General features: G+C 68.3%; 14 protein-coding genes. 8 read left to right on the top strand and 6 right to left on the bottom strand.

The annotated features are described in order from the left end of the window. Together ACWKWX_RS22125 and ACWKWX_RS22120 are read right to left on the bottom strand one after the other, a co-directional pair. The coding region (locus ACWKWX_RS22125) for a hypothetical protein (protein WP_483828929.1) at nucleotides 1-125 on the bottom strand (125 nt) is incomplete at its 3' end. Further along, a complete protein-coding gene (locus ACWKWX_RS22120; RefSeq protein ID WP_483828927.1) occupies nucleotides 122-1153 on the bottom strand; it encodes a WD40/YVTN/BNR-like repeat-containing protein in 1032 nt (343 codons plus the stop codon). The genes ACWKWX_RS22125 and ACWKWX_RS22120, both read right to left, overlap by 4 nt. Nucleotides 1154-1335: 182 nt before the next feature. Between ACWKWX_RS22120 and ACWKWX_RS22115 the strand changes: the two genes are divergently transcribed. The 5 genes from ACWKWX_RS22115 to ACWKWX_RS22095 all read left to right on the top strand — a co-directional run bounded on the left by ACWKWX_RS22115 (nucleotide 1336) and on the right by ACWKWX_RS22095 (nucleotide 8214). Beyond that, nucleotides 1336-3165, top strand: a complete 1830-nt coding sequence (locus ACWKWX_RS22115; protein ID WP_483828926.1) for a DUF1302 domain-containing protein — start codon at nucleotides 1336-1338, stop codon at nucleotides 3163-3165. Between the two features lie 16 nt (nucleotides 3166-3181). Next, complete coding sequence (locus tag ACWKWX_RS22110; protein WP_476301459.1) at nucleotides 3182-4534, top strand: DUF1329 domain-containing protein; 1353 nt, start codon at nucleotides 3182-3184, stop codon at nucleotides 4532-4534. Between the two features lie 126 nt (nucleotides 4535-4660). Beyond that, nucleotides 4661-5578 carry a LysR family transcriptional regulator gene (locus tag ACWKWX_RS22105; protein ID WP_416423775.1) on the top strand — a complete coding sequence of 306 codons (918 nt, stop codon included), beginning with the start codon at nucleotides 4661-4663 and terminating at the stop codon, nucleotides 5576-5578. A 200-nt stretch (nucleotides 5579-5778) separates the two neighbouring features. Continuing rightward, the gene (locus ACWKWX_RS22100; protein ID WP_483828925.1) at nucleotides 5779-7029 is read left to right on the top strand and encodes an MFS transporter; all 1251 of its coding nucleotides are present in this window, start codon (nucleotides 5779-5781) and stop codon (nucleotides 7027-7029) included. 102 nt (nucleotides 7030-7131) lie between these two features. After that, nucleotides 7132-8214 carry a M14 family metallopeptidase gene (locus ACWKWX_RS22095; RefSeq protein WP_483828924.1) on the top strand — a complete coding sequence of 361 codons (1083 nt, stop codon included), beginning with the start codon at nucleotides 7132-7134 and terminating at the stop codon, nucleotides 8212-8214. A 21-nt stretch (nucleotides 8215-8235) separates the two neighbouring features. Here the strand turns inward: ACWKWX_RS22095 and ACWKWX_RS22090 are convergent, their stop codons facing one another. Beyond that, complete coding sequence (locus ACWKWX_RS22090; RefSeq protein WP_483828923.1) at nucleotides 8236-9180, bottom strand: 2-hydroxyacid dehydrogenase; 945 nt, start codon at nucleotides 9178-9180, stop codon at nucleotides 8236-8238. A 364-nt stretch (nucleotides 9181-9544) separates the two neighbouring features. Here ACWKWX_RS22090 and ACWKWX_RS22085 point away from each other — a divergent pair, with 364 nt between their 5' ends. From ACWKWX_RS22085 to ACWKWX_RS22075, 3 genes are read left to right on the top strand one after another with little or no spacing between them, the layout of a single operon-like run. After that, nucleotides 9545-10327 carry an endonuclease/exonuclease/phosphatase family protein gene (locus ACWKWX_RS22085; RefSeq protein ID WP_483828922.1) on the top strand — a complete coding sequence of 261 codons (783 nt, stop codon included), beginning with the start codon at nucleotides 9545-9547 and terminating at the stop codon, nucleotides 10325-10327. Further along, nucleotides 10324-11553, top strand: a complete 1230-nt coding sequence (gene clsB, locus ACWKWX_RS22080) for a cardiolipin synthase ClsB (RefSeq protein WP_483828921.1) — start codon at nucleotides 10324-10326, stop codon at nucleotides 11551-11553. Before ACWKWX_RS22085 ends, clsB begins: the two co-directional genes overlap by 4 nt. Then, nucleotides 11546-12520 (top strand): lysylphosphatidylglycerol synthase domain-containing protein, encoded by a 975-nt coding sequence (locus ACWKWX_RS22075; protein WP_483828920.1) that lies wholly within the window; start codon nucleotides 11546-11548, stop codon nucleotides 12518-12520. Before clsB ends, ACWKWX_RS22075 begins: the two co-directional genes overlap by 8 nt. On the opposite strand, the gene ACWKWX_RS22070 is transcribed toward ACWKWX_RS22075, so the two are convergent. The 3 genes from ACWKWX_RS22070 to ACWKWX_RS22060 are packed head-to-tail and all read right to left on the bottom strand — an operon-like array spanning nucleotide 12471 to nucleotide 16628. Beyond that, a complete protein-coding gene (locus tag ACWKWX_RS22070; RefSeq protein WP_483828919.1) occupies nucleotides 12471-14516 on the bottom strand; it encodes an ATP-binding protein in 2046 nt (681 codons plus the stop codon). The genes ACWKWX_RS22075 and ACWKWX_RS22070 overlap by 50 nt on opposite strands. A 55-nt stretch (nucleotides 14517-14571) precedes the next feature. After that, nucleotides 14572-15249: a response regulator gene (locus ACWKWX_RS22065; protein ID WP_416423767.1), complete on the bottom strand. Its 678-nt coding sequence runs from the start codon at nucleotides 15247-15249 to the stop codon at nucleotides 14572-14574. Further along, on the bottom strand, nucleotides 15246-16628 hold the full coding sequence (locus ACWKWX_RS22060; RefSeq protein WP_483828918.1) for an ATP-binding protein: 1383 nt from the start codon (nucleotides 16626-16628) through the stop codon (nucleotides 15246-15248). The genes ACWKWX_RS22065 and ACWKWX_RS22060 overlap by 4 nt, the downstream gene beginning before the upstream one ends. Between the last annotated feature and the right edge of the window lie 142 nt (nucleotides 16629-16770).

Here is a 16770-nt window from a genome sequence, read left to right as displayed (position 1 = left end):
GTGGCTTGCCAGAACAGGAAGAGGCTGGCCAGCAGGCAGAGGATGATGACCGAAGGACGGTTGTTGAAGATCAGGCGTTCCAGCAGGGTGCCCTGGGGTGCCGGGAAGCGTTGCTGAATGCTCATGGTTGCACGGCCTCGCTGCCGTTGATGTTCGCGCGATGCGCACCGTTTTCGCCTACCAGCAGCAGGCCGTCGCCAGCGGCTGCCGCAGCCGCCAGCGCCTGGCGGTCCGGGCGGGTGACGCGGCTGAAGCGCTGGCCGTCGTCGACGCTGCGCAGCACCGTGCCGCCCTCGCCCACCAGCACCAGCGTGCCGTCGTGCAACAGCCGGGCGTTGGCCAGGCCGGCGTCCAGCGGCCCGCGCTCGCCCTGCACGGCGATGGCCTGCCAACTGTCACCGAAGTCGGTGGAACGGAACACATGGCCGCGCAGGCCGAACACCAGCAAGGTGCGGGCCTGGGCGGTGGCCACGGCGCCGAACAGCGTTCCCTCGTAGGGGCCTTGCAGGCGCTGCCAGCTGGCACCGCCGTCCGCGGAACGGAACAGCAGGCCCTGCTCGCCGACGATCACCAGGCCCGCGTCCTTCACCGCGGCAATGGCGTTGAGGTGCAACTGGTCGGGGTTGTCCAGCCGTGCGCTGGCGTCCTGCCAGTGGCCGCCGCCGTCCTCGGTCACCAGCAGCGCACCGTAGGCGCCCACGGCGAAACCGTGGCTGACGTTCTCGAACCATACCCCCAGCAGCGGCGCCTGGCGGGCCGGGTCCTGGAACTGCAGGGCCCAGGTGACGCCGCCGTCGGCCGTGGCGAGGATCTGCGCGTCGTGCCCCACCGCCCAGCCGTGCTGGGCATCGACGAAGTACACCGCTGTCAGCAGTTGCTGGCTCGGCACGCTCGCCTGGCGCCAGCTGCGGCCCTGGTCATCGGACAGCAACACATGGCCGCGCTCGCCCACTGCCACCTGCCGCGTGCCGACGCTGGCGACGTCGGTCAACAACCCCGACGCCGCCCGTGGCAGTTCGCCGGCCTGCACGGCCCCGGCCATCACCAGCGCCAGCCACCAGGCGCCCCCCTTGCCCACCCTCAACCGCTGCCTCGCCACCGCACTCGCTCCCATGACTGTCGCCGCCACCCCCAGGGCGCGGCCCGGGGCCATTCTAGGGAGCCGCCCCAGGCCCACGCACTTCACCTTTGGCTATAGGCATAAGAATTTGCTGGAAGGCAGAACCCGGCGCGCTCCCTACCATGCGGCAGACCTGGAGCACAGGGGATATCACCAGCAGCCAGCGGGGCAACTGACCCCGCGTCTTAGCCATGCAGGTTTTGGGGGAGAGCAGCGTGAACACGATAAAAACCTTGGGGACACTGTATCCCCACACCCTGGCGATGGCCGTGGCCCTTGCCGGCGCCGCACCGGCCATGGCGGCGGATTTCAGCATCGGCGACATCGAGGGCCACCTCGACTCGACGCTGTCCATCGGCGCCAGCTTCGGCACCGCCAACCCGGACAAGCAGTTCATCGGCACCGCCAACGGCGGCCACGCCGCCACCCGCACCAGCGACGACGGGCGCCTGAACTTCAAGAAGGGCCAGGCGTTTTCGGAGATCTTCAAGGGCGTGCACGACCTGCAGCTCAAGTACCAGGACAGCGGCGCGTTCATCCGCGCCAAATACTGGTACGACTACGCCGTGGAGCACGGCAACACGCACCTCTACGACATTGACGACAGCGGCCGCGACGAAGCCGCCAAGGGCCAGGGCGCAGAGATTCTCGACGCCTTCGTCTACCACAACTACAGCATCGCCGACCTGCCGGGCAGCGTGCGCGCCGGCAAGCAGGTGGTCAGCTGGGGCGAGAGCACCTTCATCGGCAACTCCATCAACGCCATCAACCCGGTGGACGTCTCGGCCCTGCGCCGCCCCGGCTCCGAGGTCAAGGAGGGGCTGATCCCGGTGAACATGCTGTACGTCAGCCAAGGCCTGAGCGACAACCTGTCGGTGGAAGCCTTCTACCAGCTGACCTGGCAGAAGACCGAGCTGGACAACTGCGGCACCTTCTTCGGCAGCGACGTGGCCGCCAAGGGCTGCACCCAGGGCATGACCATCAACGGTAGCGACTTCGACCGCACGGCCAGCAACTACGGCTACGTGCCGCGCGGCAGTGACGACGATGCGCGCAACAGCGGCCAGTTCGGCGTGTCGCTGCACTGGACCGTGCCGCAGCTCAACGACACCGAGTTCGGCTTCTACGCCCTCAACTATCACGCGCGCAACCCCGAGTTCAACTGGACCGTGGGCAAAGGCGCGCTGGCCGACCCGGTGGGCGGGCTGAGCGGCAAAGGCGGCGTGAGCACCGCCACCTACTACCTTACCTACCCCGAGGACATCCACCTGTACGGCCTGAGCTTCGCCACCAACGTTGGCGCCACGGCGCTGTCGGGCGAGATCAGCTACCGGCCGAACATGCCCATGTCGCTCAACGCCAGCGACGTCTCCAACGCTGCCGTGCTGGGCTCGGCCGCCACCAGCCCGCTGGTCAACGCCGGCCTGCCGATTTTCAGCAGCGGCTGGGCCAGCTCGACCTACGGCTCGACCATCCAGGGCTACAAACGCATGCCCTACACCCAGGCGCAGACCACCGCGGTGCGCACCTTCGACCACGTGCTGGGCGGCGACCGCCTGAGCCTGGTGGGCGAAGTGGGCATGGGCTACATCAGCGGCCTGGGCGCCACCGACGGCTCGGACCTGCGCTTTGGCCGCAGCAGCGTCTACGGCAACGGCGCGCTGGCCGACGCCGGCACCGCCCTGCTGCTGGGCGGGCTGTCGGGCAACGCCATCTGCCAGGCGCTGAACAGCTCCAACCCCGGCCAGTGCAACAGCAAGGGCTACTACACGCCGATCTCGTGGGGCTACCGCCTGCGCGCGGTGGAGGAATACAGCGACGTGTTCGCCGGGGTCAACCTCAAGCCCAACGTCACCTTCTCACACGACGTGCGCGGCAACGGCCCGACCTTCACCGAGGGCAGCAAGGCCATCAGCGTGGGCGTGGATGCCGACTACCTGACCAAATACACCGCCAGCCTCAGCTACACCAACTTCTTCGGCGGCGATTACAACACCAACACTGACCGTGACTTCGTCGCCTTGAGCGTCGGCGTCAGCTTCTGATCCTGCGAGGTACCCGATGAAACACTTGCACCTGTTTACCCTGAGCCTGTGCCTGCTGGCGTCCCACGTGCACGCCGCGGTGACCGCCGACCAGGCCGCGCGCCTGGGCGCCGACCTCACCCCGGTGGGCGCGCAGAAGGCCGGCAACGCCGACGGCAGCATCCCGGCCTGGACCGGCGGCCTGCCGGTGAACGCCGGCAAGGTCGACGCCGACGGCTTCCTGGCTGACCCGTTCGCCAGCGAAAAGCCGCTGTTCGTGATCACCCAGGCCAACGCTGCGCAGTACAAGGACAAGCTCACCCCGGGCCAGCTGGCGCTGTTCGCCCGCTACCCCGACAGCTACCGCATTCCCGTGTACCCCAGCCACCGCACGGTGAGCCTGCCCGACAAGAGCCTGGCCGCCACCCGCCAGAACGCCACCGACACGCAGCTGGTGGCCGGCGGCAACGGCCTGGAGCACTACCACCCCGGCGCGGTGCCCTTCCCTATTCCCAAGGACGGCCTGGAGGTGATCTGGAACCTGATCGGCCGCTACCGTGGCGACACGATGAAACGCATCGTCATGCAGGCCTCGCCCCAGGCCAACGGCGACTTCACCCCCACCGTACTCAAGCAGGAGCTGGCCTTCCCCACCGGCCTGAGCGACTACGACCCGCAGGAGCAGGCGAATATCCTCAGCTTCTACCGCGAGGAGTTCCTGGCCCCGGCGCGCATGGTCGGTGGCGTGCTGCTGGTGCACGAGACCGTGGACCAGGTGAAGGAGCCGCGCGAGGCCTGGATGTACAACGCCGGCCAGCGCCGGGTGCGCCGCGCGCCGCAGGTGGCCTATGACAGCCCGGCCGCCGAAGGCCTGCGCACCTACGACGACTTCGACCTGTTCAACGGCGCCCCGGACCGCTTCGACTGGAAGCTGGTGGGCAAGCAGGAGCTGTACATCCCCTACAACAGCTACCGCCTGGAAGCGCCGACGCTCAAGTACACCGACATCGTCAAGGCCGGCCACATCAACCAGGACCTGACCCGCTACGAGCTGCACCGGGTGTGGCACCTGACCGCAACGCTGAAGCCGGGCGAGCGGCATATCTATTCGCGGCGTGATATCTACATCGACGAAGACAGCTGGCAAGGCGCCGAGACCGAGGCCTACGATGGCCACGGCGCGCTGTGGCGGGTGTCGGAGGGCCATGCGAGCTTCTTCTACAACGTCAAGGCGCCGTCCTTTGCCGCCGAAGTGCACTACGACCTGCTGTCGGGGCGCTACGCGGTGAACTCGCTGCACAACGAGGAGAAGAACGGCTACACCTTCAACGTGCCCATGAGCCGCAAGGACTTCACCCCGTCGGCGTTGCGGGTCACCGGCATTCGCTAAAAGCGGACGCGGCCTGGCGGCCGCTGCTACGGTGTTCGCGAATCCCGTAGCAGCGGCCGCCAGGCCGCCTCATAGGCCCGAATTTTGCTTTGAATTCATGAACATCCTGAAGTTCGGCGAGTGCTCATGAAGTTGCATCAACTGCGGGCCATGGTCTCCATCTGTGAAAGCGGCAGTATCCAGGAGGCCTCGCGCCTGCTGCATATCTCCCAGCCGGCCCTGTCCAAGGGCATCAAGGAACTGGAAGCGGAGCTGGGCGTGCCGCTGCTGATCCGCTCCAACCGCGGCATCACCGCCACCGAGTACGGTGAACGGCTGGTGCGCCGCGCACGCCTGATCCTCGAGGAAGTGCGCCGCGCACGCGAGGAAATCGAGACGCTCAAGGGCGTGATGGACGGCAAGCTGTCCATCGGCGTGTCACCGGTGACGCCGGGGCCGCAGTTCGTCAACAGCCTCAACCGTTACCGCAAACGTTACCCAAAGGTGCACATCCAGATCCACGAGCTGCGCCCTTCCAAGCTGATGGAGGGTCTGCGCGAGGGTTTGCTGGACATGGCCCTGACCTCCCTGCCCGCCGCGCGCTGCACCGATGGCTTCCATTGGGTGGAGCTGTTCGAGCAACCCGCGGTGCTGGCTGTGCGCACCGGCCACCCCAGTGCCGGCGCCACCAGCCTGGCCGAACTGCGCGAGCTGGACTGGCTGCTGCAGGACTCCATGGAGCAGTCCAAGGTGAACATGATGTTCGAGCACCACGCCATCGCCTGGCCCGACAACGTCATCGAGTGCGCCTCGGTGGTGCTGTTTTCCGAGATGGCCGCCACCAGCGACGCAGTCAGCTACTGGTCGCAGCGCATTCTCGACCGCACGCAGAATTTCACCAACGGCCTGCAGGTGCTGAAGATCGCCGAGCCGGTGCCGCCGATGAACATCTCGCTGGTGTGCCGCGACCAGGAGCTGATGACGCGCGAGGCCAAGGCGCTGGCCGATGAGCTGATCTATGTGTACAAGAGCCCGCATGCGGTGAAGGCGCCGGAGCTGGCCTGACACCCGTAGCCGCTGCCGAAGGCTGCGCTGGCCCTGTGCCTCACTGAAAATCTCCGGTGTTCACACCGGCCAGCGCAGCCTTCGGCAGCGGCTACGGTCGCCATAACCAGCCCTGATAAGCATGTGCAGAGGTGATTATCCAGGCGCAGGGGGCTGGGGCATGCTGTGGCCATCGCAACTCCACCGCACAAGGATTTCCCATGAGAGCGCCCCCGCGCCGCCCCCTGGTGATCGGCCTGCTGATGGCCGTGATGGTCATCAGCGTGTTGGACAAGACCATCTTCGCCTTCGCCGGCCCGCAGATCATCGATGAACTGCAGCTGAGCACCGAGCAGTTCGGCTTCGTCGGCAGCGCGTTTTTCTTCCTGTATTCGCTGTCGGGCATCGCCGTGGGCTTCCTCGCCAACCGCTTTCCCACCCGCTGGATTCTGGCCCTGATGGCGCTGGTGTGGACCAGCGCGCAGCTGCTGGTGACCTTCGCCAATGGCCTGGCGGCGCTGACTGCCAGCCGCCTGCTGCTGGGCGCCGGTTGTGGCCCGGGCACGGCGGTTACCCAGCACGCCAGCTTCAAGTGGTACGCAGCCGACAAGCAGGTGCTGCCGGCATCGCTGCTGCAGGTGTCGATCATGCTGGGCGGCCTGCTGGGCGCTATCGCCCTGCCCTTCAGCATTGCCCATTTTGGCTGGCGCTCGGCCTACCTGCTGTTGGCAGGCCTGAGCCTGGCGTGGATGCTGGCCTGGTGGCTGTTCGGCGCCGAAGGCAGCCAAGGGGCAGCACCGCAAGCGGCGAGCCCGACCGTGCCCTACCGGCACCTGCTGCTCAACCGCACCTTCGTGTGGATCTCGCTGATGTGCTTCCTGGCCTACCTGCCCAACGCGCTGTCGTTCAGCTGGTCGGCGGTGTACCTGCAGAAAGGCCTGGGCCTGGGCAGCATGCAGGCCGGCTACGTGCTGTTTGCCGCCACCTTGAGCATCATCGTCATCAACCTGCTGCTGTCGGCGCTGTCCCAGCGCCTGCTCAAAGGCGGCGCCAGCGTGCAGCGCAGCCTGGTGCTGCCGCCCATGGCCTGCTGCATCCTCGGCGGCCTGGCCTTCTGCGCCCTGGGCACGCTGACCGCCGGGCTGGCCATGAAGCTGGCGTGCTACGTGCTGGGCGGCGTGCTGCTCAACGGCGTGTTCGCCTTCGGCATGACCATCACCTCGCACATCTCGCCGCTGCGCCAGCGCGGCGCCATGCTGGCGATCCACGTGGGCAGCATGACCCTCTCGGGCATGTTCGCGCCCTGGGCCGTGGGCCGGCTGGTCACGCTGTTCGACGGTGACATCGCCCGCGGCTTCGAGACCGCGCTGCACGGCATCGGCGTGGCCGCCATGGTCTGCGCGGCGCTGGGGCTGGTGATCATCGCGCCGGCGCGCACGCGCCAAGCCCTGCAGGCGCGCTGGGCCGGCTGAACCCCCTTCTTTTTCATTGCTTGACCCACGGCGCGCGGGCCTGCCCCGCGCGGCGCCTGCCTGCGCGCGCCGTTCCCGTTCGTTGCCTACCAGGACCCTCGCATGAACCTTTCCGTGTTTGCTTCAAGCTACGCCCAGGCGCGCCAACAGTTTCTGCTGGCCTGCGCGCGCCGCGGCCTCGCCGTGCAGTCGCACGTGCACCCGCACACCGGCAGTGACAATGAAACCCTGGCCCTGGACGTGTGCCGGGTGGGCGCGCCCGACGCGCGCAACCTGATGGTGATCAGCAGCGGCTGCCACGGCATCGAGGGCTTCTGTGGCTCGGCGGTGCAGCTGGATCTGTTGAACGACGACAGTTGGATGGCGCTGACCGAACAGCAGGACCTGGCCGTGCTGTACCTGCACGCGCTCAACCCCTACGGTTTCTCGTGGCTGCGGCGGGTGACCCATGAGAACGTCGACCTCAACCGCAACTTCCTCGACTTCAGCCAGCCCCAGCCGGCCAACCCCGGCTACGCCGCCATCGCCCAGCGGCTGCTGCCCGAGCAGTGGCCGCCGTCACGCATCAACGAGCTGAAGCTGATGCTGCAGGTGCTGCGCAAGGGCCGCAAGGCGCTGCAAGCGGCCATCTCCAGCGGCCAGGCGAGCCACCCCGACGGGCTGTTCTTCAGCGGCACCGCGCCCACCTGGAGCAACCAGCGGGTGCGCCAGGTGCTGCGCGAACACGCCCAGGCCTGCCAGCGCATCGGCTGGATCGACCTGCACACCGGGCTGGGCCCGATGGGCGTGGGCGAGCGCATCTACAAGGGCCCGGCCAGCGCCAACGACCTGGCCCGGGCCAAGGCTTGGTGGGGTCCTGAGGTGACCAACAGCTTCGACGGCAGTTCGACCTCGGCGCACTTGCGCGGCACCCTCGACCTGGCCGTGATGGAAGAATGCCCGCAGGCCCAGTACAACGGCCTGACCCTGGAATACGGCACCCAGCCCGGCCCGCAAGTGCTGCAGGCGCTGCGCGCCGAACAGTGGCTGCAACGCCACCCGCGCACCGGCGCCGAGCAACGCCAGCGTATCAAGCAGCAGATACGCGAGGCGTTCTACGTGGAGACCGATGAGTGGAAGCGCCGCGTGCTGGAGCAGGCCCGCGAGGTGTGCCGGCAGACGGTGGACGGCCTGCTCACCCGATAAAGCCCCGTAACCGCAAAGGGGTTACACCGGGGTGAGCGGGCGCTTGCCGTTGTAGAACCAGCCCTCGATGTTCTTCCACACCAGGTCGCCCATGGCCTGGCGGGTTTCCTGGGTGCCGCTGCCCACATGTGGCAGCAGCACCACGTTGTCCATCGCCAACAGGCTCTCGGGCACCTGCGGTTCGGCCTCGAACACATCCAGGCCGGCGCCGGCGATGGTGCCCTGCTGCAGCGCCTGGATCAGCGCCGGCTGGTCCACCACCGAACCGCGGGCGATGTTGATCAGGAAACTCTTGCTGCCCAGCAGCGCCAGGCGCCGCCCGTCGATCAGGCGGTCGGTGGCCTTGCCGCCCGGCACTGCCAGCACCAGCACGTCGCAGGCGCTGATCATCGCGTCGAGTTCGGCGAAGTAGCGGTAGTCGACCCCCGCCTTGGGGCTGCGGTTGTGGTACAGGATCTCCATGTCGAACGCCGCCGCCCGCCTGGCGATGGCCTGGCCGATGTTGCCCAGGCCGACGATGCCCAGCTTCTTGCCGCCGACCTTCACCGCCACCGGGAAGCGCGCCTGGGGCCACTTGCCGGCACGCACGTAGCGGTCGGCCTCGGTGAAGCGGCGCAAGGTGTCGAGAATCAGGCCCATGGCCGTGTCCGCCACGCAATCGTCCAGCACCTGCGGGGTGTTGGTGACCACGATGCCGCGGTCGCGGGCCACGTCCACGGCAATGGCGTCATAGCCCACGCCGAAGCTGAAGATGGCCTCCAGGTTGGGCAACTGCCCCAACAACGCCGCGCTGGCGCCGTACACGCCGCTGGTGACCAGGGCCTTGATGCTGGCGCCGTTGGCCTGCAGCCAGGCCTGCTGGTCGGCCAGTTCCCAGTAGTGGGTGGCGGCGAAGTGGGTGTCTACCGCTGTTTGCAGGCTGGGCAGCAAGGGGCCTGCGATAAGGACTGGGGTGGGCTGGGTCATGGGAGCTCCTGGGGTAGTTGTTGTGCGAAGCGGGTGAAGTCATCGTACAACTTAGCAGAAGTGTACGCAAAGGACGCGGCCTGCGGCCGCTGCTACACCCCGTCCTGTAGCAGCAACTGTCTTGAAACCGCGTTGCCTGCATCGCGACTAAAGTCGGCTCCTACGCCGTCCGTGGTAGGAGCCGGCCTTGGCCGCGATGCAGGCGACGCGCATTCGCGGGCATACCGCGCCGTAGCTACGCGGGTTTGGTGTAGCCGCAGCACCTGTAGCAGCGGCCGCAGGCCGCGTCCCACCCACACCAGCGAACTTTGCCCGCCCCCCCGAGTCGGTATTGAATACCCAGCCGCGCAAGGACGGTCACGCCATGCTCACGCCCCAACCCCGGCCATTCGCCGAGCCGGCCGCCACGGTGCGCACCCTGCGGCTGCTGACGGTCAACACCCACAAGGGCTTCAGCGCGCTGAACCGTACCTTCGTGCTGCCCGAGCTGCGCGAGGCGGTGCGGGCGGTGTCGGCCGACGTGGTGTTCCTGCAGGAGGTGCTGGGCATGCACCGCCTGCACGGCCAGCGGTTCGACAACTGGTCGGACGTGCCGCAGTACGAGTTCCTCGCCGACAGCATGTGGCCGGTGTTCGCCTATGGCCGCAACGCGGTGTACCCGGACGGCGAGCACGGCAACGCGCTGCTGTCGAAATTCCCGATCTTGAGCCACGACAACCACGACATCAGCGTCAACGGCGCCGAGCAGCGCGGGCTGCTGCACTCGGTGCTGGCCGTGCCAGGGCACCGCGAGGTGCACACGGTGTGCGTGCACCTGGGCCTGGGCGAGCGCCAGCGCCAACGCCAGTTGCAACTGTTGGCGCAGTTGCTGGACGCGGTGCCCATCGACGCCCCGGTGATCGTCGCCGGCGACTTCAACGACTGGCGCAAGCGCGCCGACGCGGTGCTGGCCGAGTGCGGCCTGCACGAGGTGTTCGCCCAGGCCTACGGCGCCCCGGCCCGTACGTTCCCGGCGCGCCTGCCGCTGCTGTGCCTGGACCGTGTGTACCTGCGCAACGCCACCGCCCTGACCCCCAAGGTGCTGGCGCGCAAGCCCTGGTCGCACCTGTCCGACCATGTGCCACTGGCCGTGGAGGTGCGCCTGTGAACCGCTCGTGGCGCGATGACAACGCCGTGCAGCTGCTGATCAACGGCGAGGCGTTCTTCGACAGTGTGCTGCAGGCCATCGCCGCGGCGCGCGAAGAGGTGCTGATCGAGACCTTCATCCTGTTCGAGGACGAAGTGGGCCGGCCTTTACAGCTGGCGCTGATCAGCGCCGCCCACCGCGGCGTGCGCGTGGAGGTGCTGGTGGACGGCTACGGCACAGCCGACCTCAGCAGCCGCTTCCTGCGCGAGCTGGTGGAGGCCGGCGTGCACCTGCAGGCCTTCGACCCGCGCCCCAAGGTGCTGGGCCTGCGCACCAACCTGTTCCGCCGCCTGCACCGCAAGATCGTGGTGGTGGACGGCGAGACCGCCTTCATCGGCGGCATCAACTACAGCGCCGACCACCTGCTGCAGTCCGGGCCCATGGCCAAGCAGGACTACGCGGTGAAGGTGCAGGGGCCGATCGTCGCCGACCTGCACCAGGCCACCCTCACCCTGCTCGACGAGACCAGCCGCGTGCGCCGCCAGGCCCGGCCCTGGCTGACGCCGCGGCAGCACATCGAGGCCGACAGCGGCACCGCACGCATGCTGTTGCTGATCCGCGACAACCAGGCCCACCGCGATGACATCGAGCACCAGTACCTGCTGGGCATCCGCCGCGCGCAGCAGCGCATCATCATCGCCAACGCCTATTTCTTTCCCGGCTACCGCCTGCTGCGCGAGTTGCGCAACGCCGCGCGCCGGGGCGTGGCAGTGACCCTGATTCTGCAGGGCATGCCCGACATGCCGCTGGTGCGCCTGTGCTCACGGCTGCTGTACAACTACCTGCTGCGCGACGGCGTGCAGATCCGCGAATACACCCAGCGGCCGCTGCACGGCAAGGTCGCGGTGATCGACCAGACCTGGGCCACGGTGGGCTCCAGCAACCTCGACCCGCTGAGCCTGTCGCTGAACCTGGAAGCCAACGTGGTGATTGACGACGCCGCGTTCAACCAGGTGCTGCATGACCATCTGGCCGAGCTGGCCAGCCAGCACTGCAAGACCGTGACCCTGCAGCGGGTGCTGCGCGGCTACTGGTGGCGGGCGCCGCTGATTTTCCTGAGTTTCCACTTTTTGCGGCATTTCCCGGCCATCGTCGGCATGTTCCCAGCCCACTCGCCGAAGCTGGCCCCCTTGGGGCCGGTGCTCAAGGAACCGGTGGAAAGCGCTGAGGCCAAGGCTTATGAGTAGCCACCCACGCCTGTGGAAATGGCTGCGCCGGGGCGTCAACATGCTGTTCCTGGTGCTGGTGCCCGTGCTGCTGGTGATGCTCCTGCGCAACATGGACTGGCAGGAAGTGGGCCACGCCCTACGCGCCTACCCCTCGCCGTTGCTGGCCGCGGGCGCCGGCATCGCCCTGCTGAGCTACGGCGTGTTCGCCAGCTACGACCTGCTGTCGCGGCGCTACACCGGGCACCGCCTGCCCGCGCTCCAGGTGCTGCCGCTGGCGTTCGTCTGCTACGCGTTCAACCTCAACCTCAGCTCGTGGGTGGGCGGCATTGCCCTGCGCTATCGCCTGTACGGCAAGCTGGGGCTGGACGTGCCGACCATCACCAAAATCCTCAGCCTGGGGCTGGTCACCAACTGGCTGGGCTATTTGCTGCTGGGCGGCGTGGTGTTCGCCGCCGGCCTGCCGCCGCTGCCCGACAGCGTGAAGATGGGCCAGGACGGCCTGCGCCTGATCGGCGTGGCCATGCTGCTGGCCGGCGCCGCGTACCTGCTGGCCTGCGCCTTTGCCACGCGCCGCACCTGGCATGTCCGCCAGCAGGCCATCACCCTCCCCGGCGTGCGCCTGGCGCTGGCGCAGGCGCTGCTGGGGGCACTGAACTGGTCGCTGATGGCGGCGTTGATCTACCTGCTGCTGCCGGCCAAGGTCGGCTACCCGACGGTGCTGGCGATCCTGCTGATCAGCAGCATTGCCGGGGTCATCACCCACATTCCCGCCGGGCTGGGGGTGCTGGAAGCGGTGTTCATGAGCCTGCTGCAGGGCCAGTACTCCAAGGGCACGCTGCTGGCGGCGCTGCTGGGCTACCGCGCGCTGTATTTCCTGCTGCCGCTGCTGATTGCCTGCGTGGCCTACCTGTGGCTGGAACGCCGGGCCAGGGCGGTCACGCGTCCAGCACCGCCCGCACCCGCTCGCTCAGGGCCTGCAAGGTGAACGGCTTGACCAGCAGGTGCATGCCCGGCTCCAGCTGCGCCCGGGTCATCACCGCCTGTTCGGCATAGCCGGTGATGAACAGCACCTTCAGCCCCGGGCGGATGCGCGCGGCGGCGTCCGCCACCTGGCGGCCGTTGAGGCCACCGGGCAGGCCGACGTCGGTGATCAGCAGGTCCACCTCGCCGGTCATCTGCAACAGCGCCAGGCCGGCCACGCCGTCGGCGGCCTGCAGCACTTCGTAGCCCATCTCCTCCAGTTGCTCGGCCACCAAGGTACGCAAGGTGGCCTCGTCGTCGATCAGCACCACGGTCTCGCCCAGCCGCGCCGGGCGCGCCACCGGGCTGGCGCAAGGGTCGCTGGCCTGCTGCGCGGCGCCCAGGTGGCGCGGCAGGTACAGGCGCACCGCGGTGCCCTCGCCCAGGGTCGATTCGATGCGTACGCGCCCGCCCGACTGGCGGGCGAAGCCGTAGACCATCGACAGCCCCAGGCCGGTGCCCTGGCCGATGGGCTTGGTGGTGAAGAACGGATCGAAGGCCCGGGCGATGACTTCGGGGGGCATACCGGTGCCGCTGTCGATCACGCTGAGGCACAGGTACTGACCGGCCGGCAGCTCGTCGTCGCTGCGCGCCGATGCCAACTGTTCATGGTGATGCACCTGCAGCACCAGGTGGCCGCCGTCGGGCATGGCGTCGCGGGCGTTGATGCACAGGTTCAGCACCGTACTTTCCAGCTGGTTGGGGTCCACCAGCACGGTCCACGGCGCCAGCTGCGGCTGCCAGTCGAGCACCACCGTGGGGCCCAGGGTCTGGCGGATCAGGTCGCGCAGGCCGTCCACCAGCAGCACGACGTCGGTGGGGCGCGGGTCGAGGGTCTGGCGGCGGGCGAAGGCCAGCAGCCGGTGGGTCAAGGTGGCCGCGCGGTTGGCGGCGCCGTGGGCGGCGTCCAGGTAGCGGTCCAATTCACCGAAGCGGCCCTGGTCGATGCGCCGCCGCAGCAGCTCCAGGCTGCCGGTGATACCGGTCAGCAGGTTGTTGAAGTCGTGGGCCAGGCCACCGGTCAGTTGGCCCACGGCTTCCATTTTCTGGCTGTGGCGCAGCAGCTCTTCGGCCTGGCGCAGGGCCTCGGTGCGCTCGCGCTCGACAGTGATATCGCGGCCCACGGCGTTGAAGAAGCCGTCGCCGGGCACCGCCGCCCAGTTGATCCAGCGGTAGCCGCCGTGGCTGTGGCGCAGGCGACAGTCGAGGTCGTGCACCGATTCGCCGCGGGCCAGCTGCGCGGCGGCGGCCAGCACGGTGGCGCGGTCATCTTCATGCACCAGGTCGAGCACGCTGCTGCCGCGCAGTTGGCACTCGTTCCAGCCCAGCACCTGCTCCCAGGCCGGGTTCAGGGCTACCACCTGCAGGTCCTGGCGGGTCACCAGAATGATGTCCGAGGACAGCTGCCACAGGCGGTTGCGGTCGGCGGTGCGTTCGGCCACCTGGCGCTCGAAGCTGTCGGCCAGCTCCTTGGTGCGGCGCTGGGCGATGATGGTGTCGGTGGTCTCCATCACCGTGTCGAGAAAGCCCATGACCTGGCCCTGCTCGTCGCGCACCGGGCTGTAGGAGAAGGTGAACCAGGCGGGCTCGGGGTAGCCGCGGCGGTTGATCACCAGGGGCAGGTCCTGGTTGAAGGTGGGTTCGCCGGCCAGGGCGCGGTCGGCGATGGCGCGAACCTGGGGCCACACTTCGCCCCACACCTCGCTGAACGGCCGGCCCAGGGGCGCGGGCTTGTCACCGAGGATCGGCACGAAGGCGTCGTTGTGGATGGCGATCAGCTGCGGGCCCCAGGCCAGGCAGGCCGGGAAGGCGTTGGACAGCACCAGCTCCACGGCCATGCGCAGCGCCAGCGGCCAGTCGTCCATGGGCCCCAGGGGCGTGGCGCTCCAGTCGAAGCGGCGCACTTCGTCGCTCATCACGCCGGTGGTGGCGGGAAAAACACCCAGCGATACTTCCTGCATCGGCTGAACCTTCAATGGCTGAGCCCGACAGGATAGCCCCTGGGTGCCGGGGCGGCTACCACTCCAGCTTGTAGCCCACGCCGTAGATCGACTGGATCGGCTCCTGGCCCGGCGCCGCCTGCTCCAGCTTGCGCCGCAGGTTCTTGACGTGACTGTCCACGGTGCGGTCGGTGACCACGCGGTGGTCGCTGTACAGGCGGTCGATCAGCTGGTCGCGCGAATACACCCGCCCCGGGTGCTCGTTCAGCGCCTTGAGCAGGCGGAACTCCACGGGCGTGAGGTCCAGTTCCACCTGGTTGAAGCGCGCCTTCCAGGTGCTTTCGTCCAGCTGCAGGCCGGCGTCGCTGGCCGCGCGCGGGCGCCGGCGGAGGATGGCGCGCACCCGGGCCACCACTTCGCGCGGGCTGAAGGGTTTGCAGATGTAGTCGTCGGCGCCCACGTCCAGGCCCAGCAGGCGGTCCACCTCCTCCACCCGCGCGGTGATCATCACCACCGGCACGTCGCTGAAGGCGCGCAGCTGGCGGCACACCGCCACGCCGTCCTGGCCGGGCAACATCAGGTCCAGCAGGATCAGGTCGGGCATGGCCGCGCGCACTGCGGGCAGCACCTGCAGGCCGTCGCCGATGCATTGCACCTGGTGGCCGGCGGCGCTCAGGTAGTCGCGCAGCAGCGCCGCCAGCTTGGGTTCGTCTTCTACTACGAGGACGTGTGCGGGTAGGTCTTCGATGCTCATGCTTGCTCCAGGGGCAACACGATGGCCAACCACAGCCCGCCCATGGGCGAAGGCTGCGCAGTTAGCGTACCACCGTGGGCCTCGACGATGGCGTGGCAGATGGCCAGGCCCAGGCCGGCGCCGCCGCTGGCGCGGTTGCGCGAGGCTTCGCCGCGGTAGAAACGCTCGAACAGGCGTGGCAGGAATTCAGGGCTGACGCCGGGGGCGGTGTCCATGAAGTCGATGTGCACCCGGCCGCCTTCGGCGATGGCACTGACCCGCAGCTGGCCGCCGGCCTGGGTGTAGCGCAGGCTGTTTTCCAGCAGGTTGTTGAACAGCTGCTGCAGGCGGCCTTCGTCGCCCAGCACCTGGATGGGCCCGCGATGGGCCTGCAGGTCCAGGCGAATGTCATGGCTGGCGAAGCGCTCGCGGAAGATGGCGGCGCACTGGCCCAGGGCGTCGACCACGTCCATGGAGTGCTTGCGGTAGGACAGCGCGCCGACGTCGGCCAGGGACAGCTCGTAGAGGTCGTTGATCAGCTTGCCGAGCATGCCCACCTCTGCCAGCAAGGACTGCAGCGATTCGCCGTCGAGCTTGCGCACGCCGTCTTCCAGCGCTTCCAGCTCGCCACGCAGCACCGACAGCGGCGTGCGCAGTTCGTGGGAGACGTCGGCCATGAATTCGCGGCGCATGCGCTCGTTGCGCTCCAGGGTCAGGGCCAGTTGGTTGAAGTCGCGGGCCAGCAGGCCGACCTCGTCGTCGCTGTCCACCGCCACCCGCTCGCTGTAGGTGCCCGCGGCCAGCCGGTGGGTGGCGGCGGCCACCTGGCGCACCGGGCCCAGCAGGCGCCGCGACACCCACCAGACAATCAAGGCGGCGAGCATCAGCGCGACCATGGCGACGATCAGGCTGGAGGCGATCTGCTGGCGCATGAAGCGCTCGCCGCCGGCCTCGGTGACGCTTTGCAGCGGCGTGGTGGCCAGCCAGCCGACGGTCTTGCCAGCGACCACCACAGGCACGCGCAGGGCGTCGTCGCTGACGTCGTCGAAACCCATCACGCGCTGGTTGTCGGTGTCCAGCAGGGTGATGCGGAACACTGCACCGGTCAGGTCGGAGGTGGGGGTGAAGCGCACCACGTCGTCGGCAGTCGGCGCGTCGGGGCGCACCAGCTGGAACCAGGCGTGGGGCTGGTTGCGCAGAAAGTCCCAGCTGCCGTGCTCGCGGTAGGCCTGCACGAAGCGTGGCTGGGCGTCGCGGGTGCGCTGCTCGGCCAGTTCGTTGATATAGCCAAGGAACCCGCGGGTAAAGCTGAAGCCGTTGGCGAAGGCCATGGCCAGCACCACCAGGATCATGGTGGTCATCAGGGCCAGGAACAGTTTGGTGGACAGGCGGATTTTCATCGGGCGGGCACACGGGAGTCGCTGGAGCCGTGTATTTAAGGCGCGCCGGGGGGATGGGTGCAAGGGTTGCGGGGGAAAGTTCGCATTTGCTGCACATTTGCCACACCACGCCGTAGCCGCTGCCGCAGGCTGCGCTGGCCCT

It is taken from the genome of Pseudomonas imperatae (assembly GCF_057128625.1).
This window is presented reverse-complemented; position numbering and strand designations above follow the sequence as displayed.

What these genes read in the sequence shown, in the direction of transcription:
- ACWKWX_RS22090 (WP_483828923.1), bottom strand. Translation starts at nt 9,180, where the DNA reads ATGACCCAGCCCACCCCAGTCCTTATCGCAGGCCCCTTGCTGCCCAGC.
- ACWKWX_RS22065 (WP_416423767.1), bottom strand. Translation starts at nt 15,249, where the DNA reads ATGAGCATCGAAGACCTACCCGCACACGTCCTCGTAGTAGAAGACGAA.
- ACWKWX_RS22095 (WP_483828924.1), top strand. Translation starts at nt 7,132, where the DNA reads ATGAACCTTTCCGTGTTTGCTTCAAGCTACGCCCAGGCGCGCCAACAG.
- ACWKWX_RS22075 (WP_483828920.1), top strand. Translation starts at nt 11,546, where the DNA reads ATGAGTAGCCACCCACGCCTGTGGAAATGGCTGCGCCGGGGCGTCAAC.
- ACWKWX_RS22085 (WP_483828922.1), top strand. Translation starts at nt 9,545, where the DNA reads ATGCTCACGCCCCAACCCCGGCCATTCGCCGAGCCGGCCGCCACGGTG.
- ACWKWX_RS22120 (WP_483828927.1), bottom strand. Translation starts at nt 1,153, where the DNA reads ATGGCCCCGGGCCGCGCCCTGGGGGTGGCGGCGACAGTCATGGGAGCG.
- ACWKWX_RS22100 (WP_483828925.1), top strand. Translation starts at nt 5,779, where the DNA reads ATGAGAGCGCCCCCGCGCCGCCCCCTGGTGATCGGCCTGCTGATGGCC.
- ACWKWX_RS22070 (WP_483828919.1), bottom strand. Translation starts at nt 14,516, where the DNA reads ATGCAGGAAGTATCGCTGGGTGTTTTTCCCGCCACCACCGGCGTGATG.
- ACWKWX_RS22060 (WP_483828918.1), bottom strand. Translation starts at nt 16,628, where the DNA reads ATGAAAATCCGCCTGTCCACCAAACTGTTCCTGGCCCTGATGACCACC.
- ACWKWX_RS22105 (WP_416423775.1), top strand. Translation starts at nt 4,661, where the DNA reads ATGAAGTTGCATCAACTGCGGGCCATGGTCTCCATCTGTGAAAGCGGC.
- ACWKWX_RS22110 (WP_476301459.1), top strand. Translation starts at nt 3,182, where the DNA reads ATGAAACACTTGCACCTGTTTACCCTGAGCCTGTGCCTGCTGGCGTCC.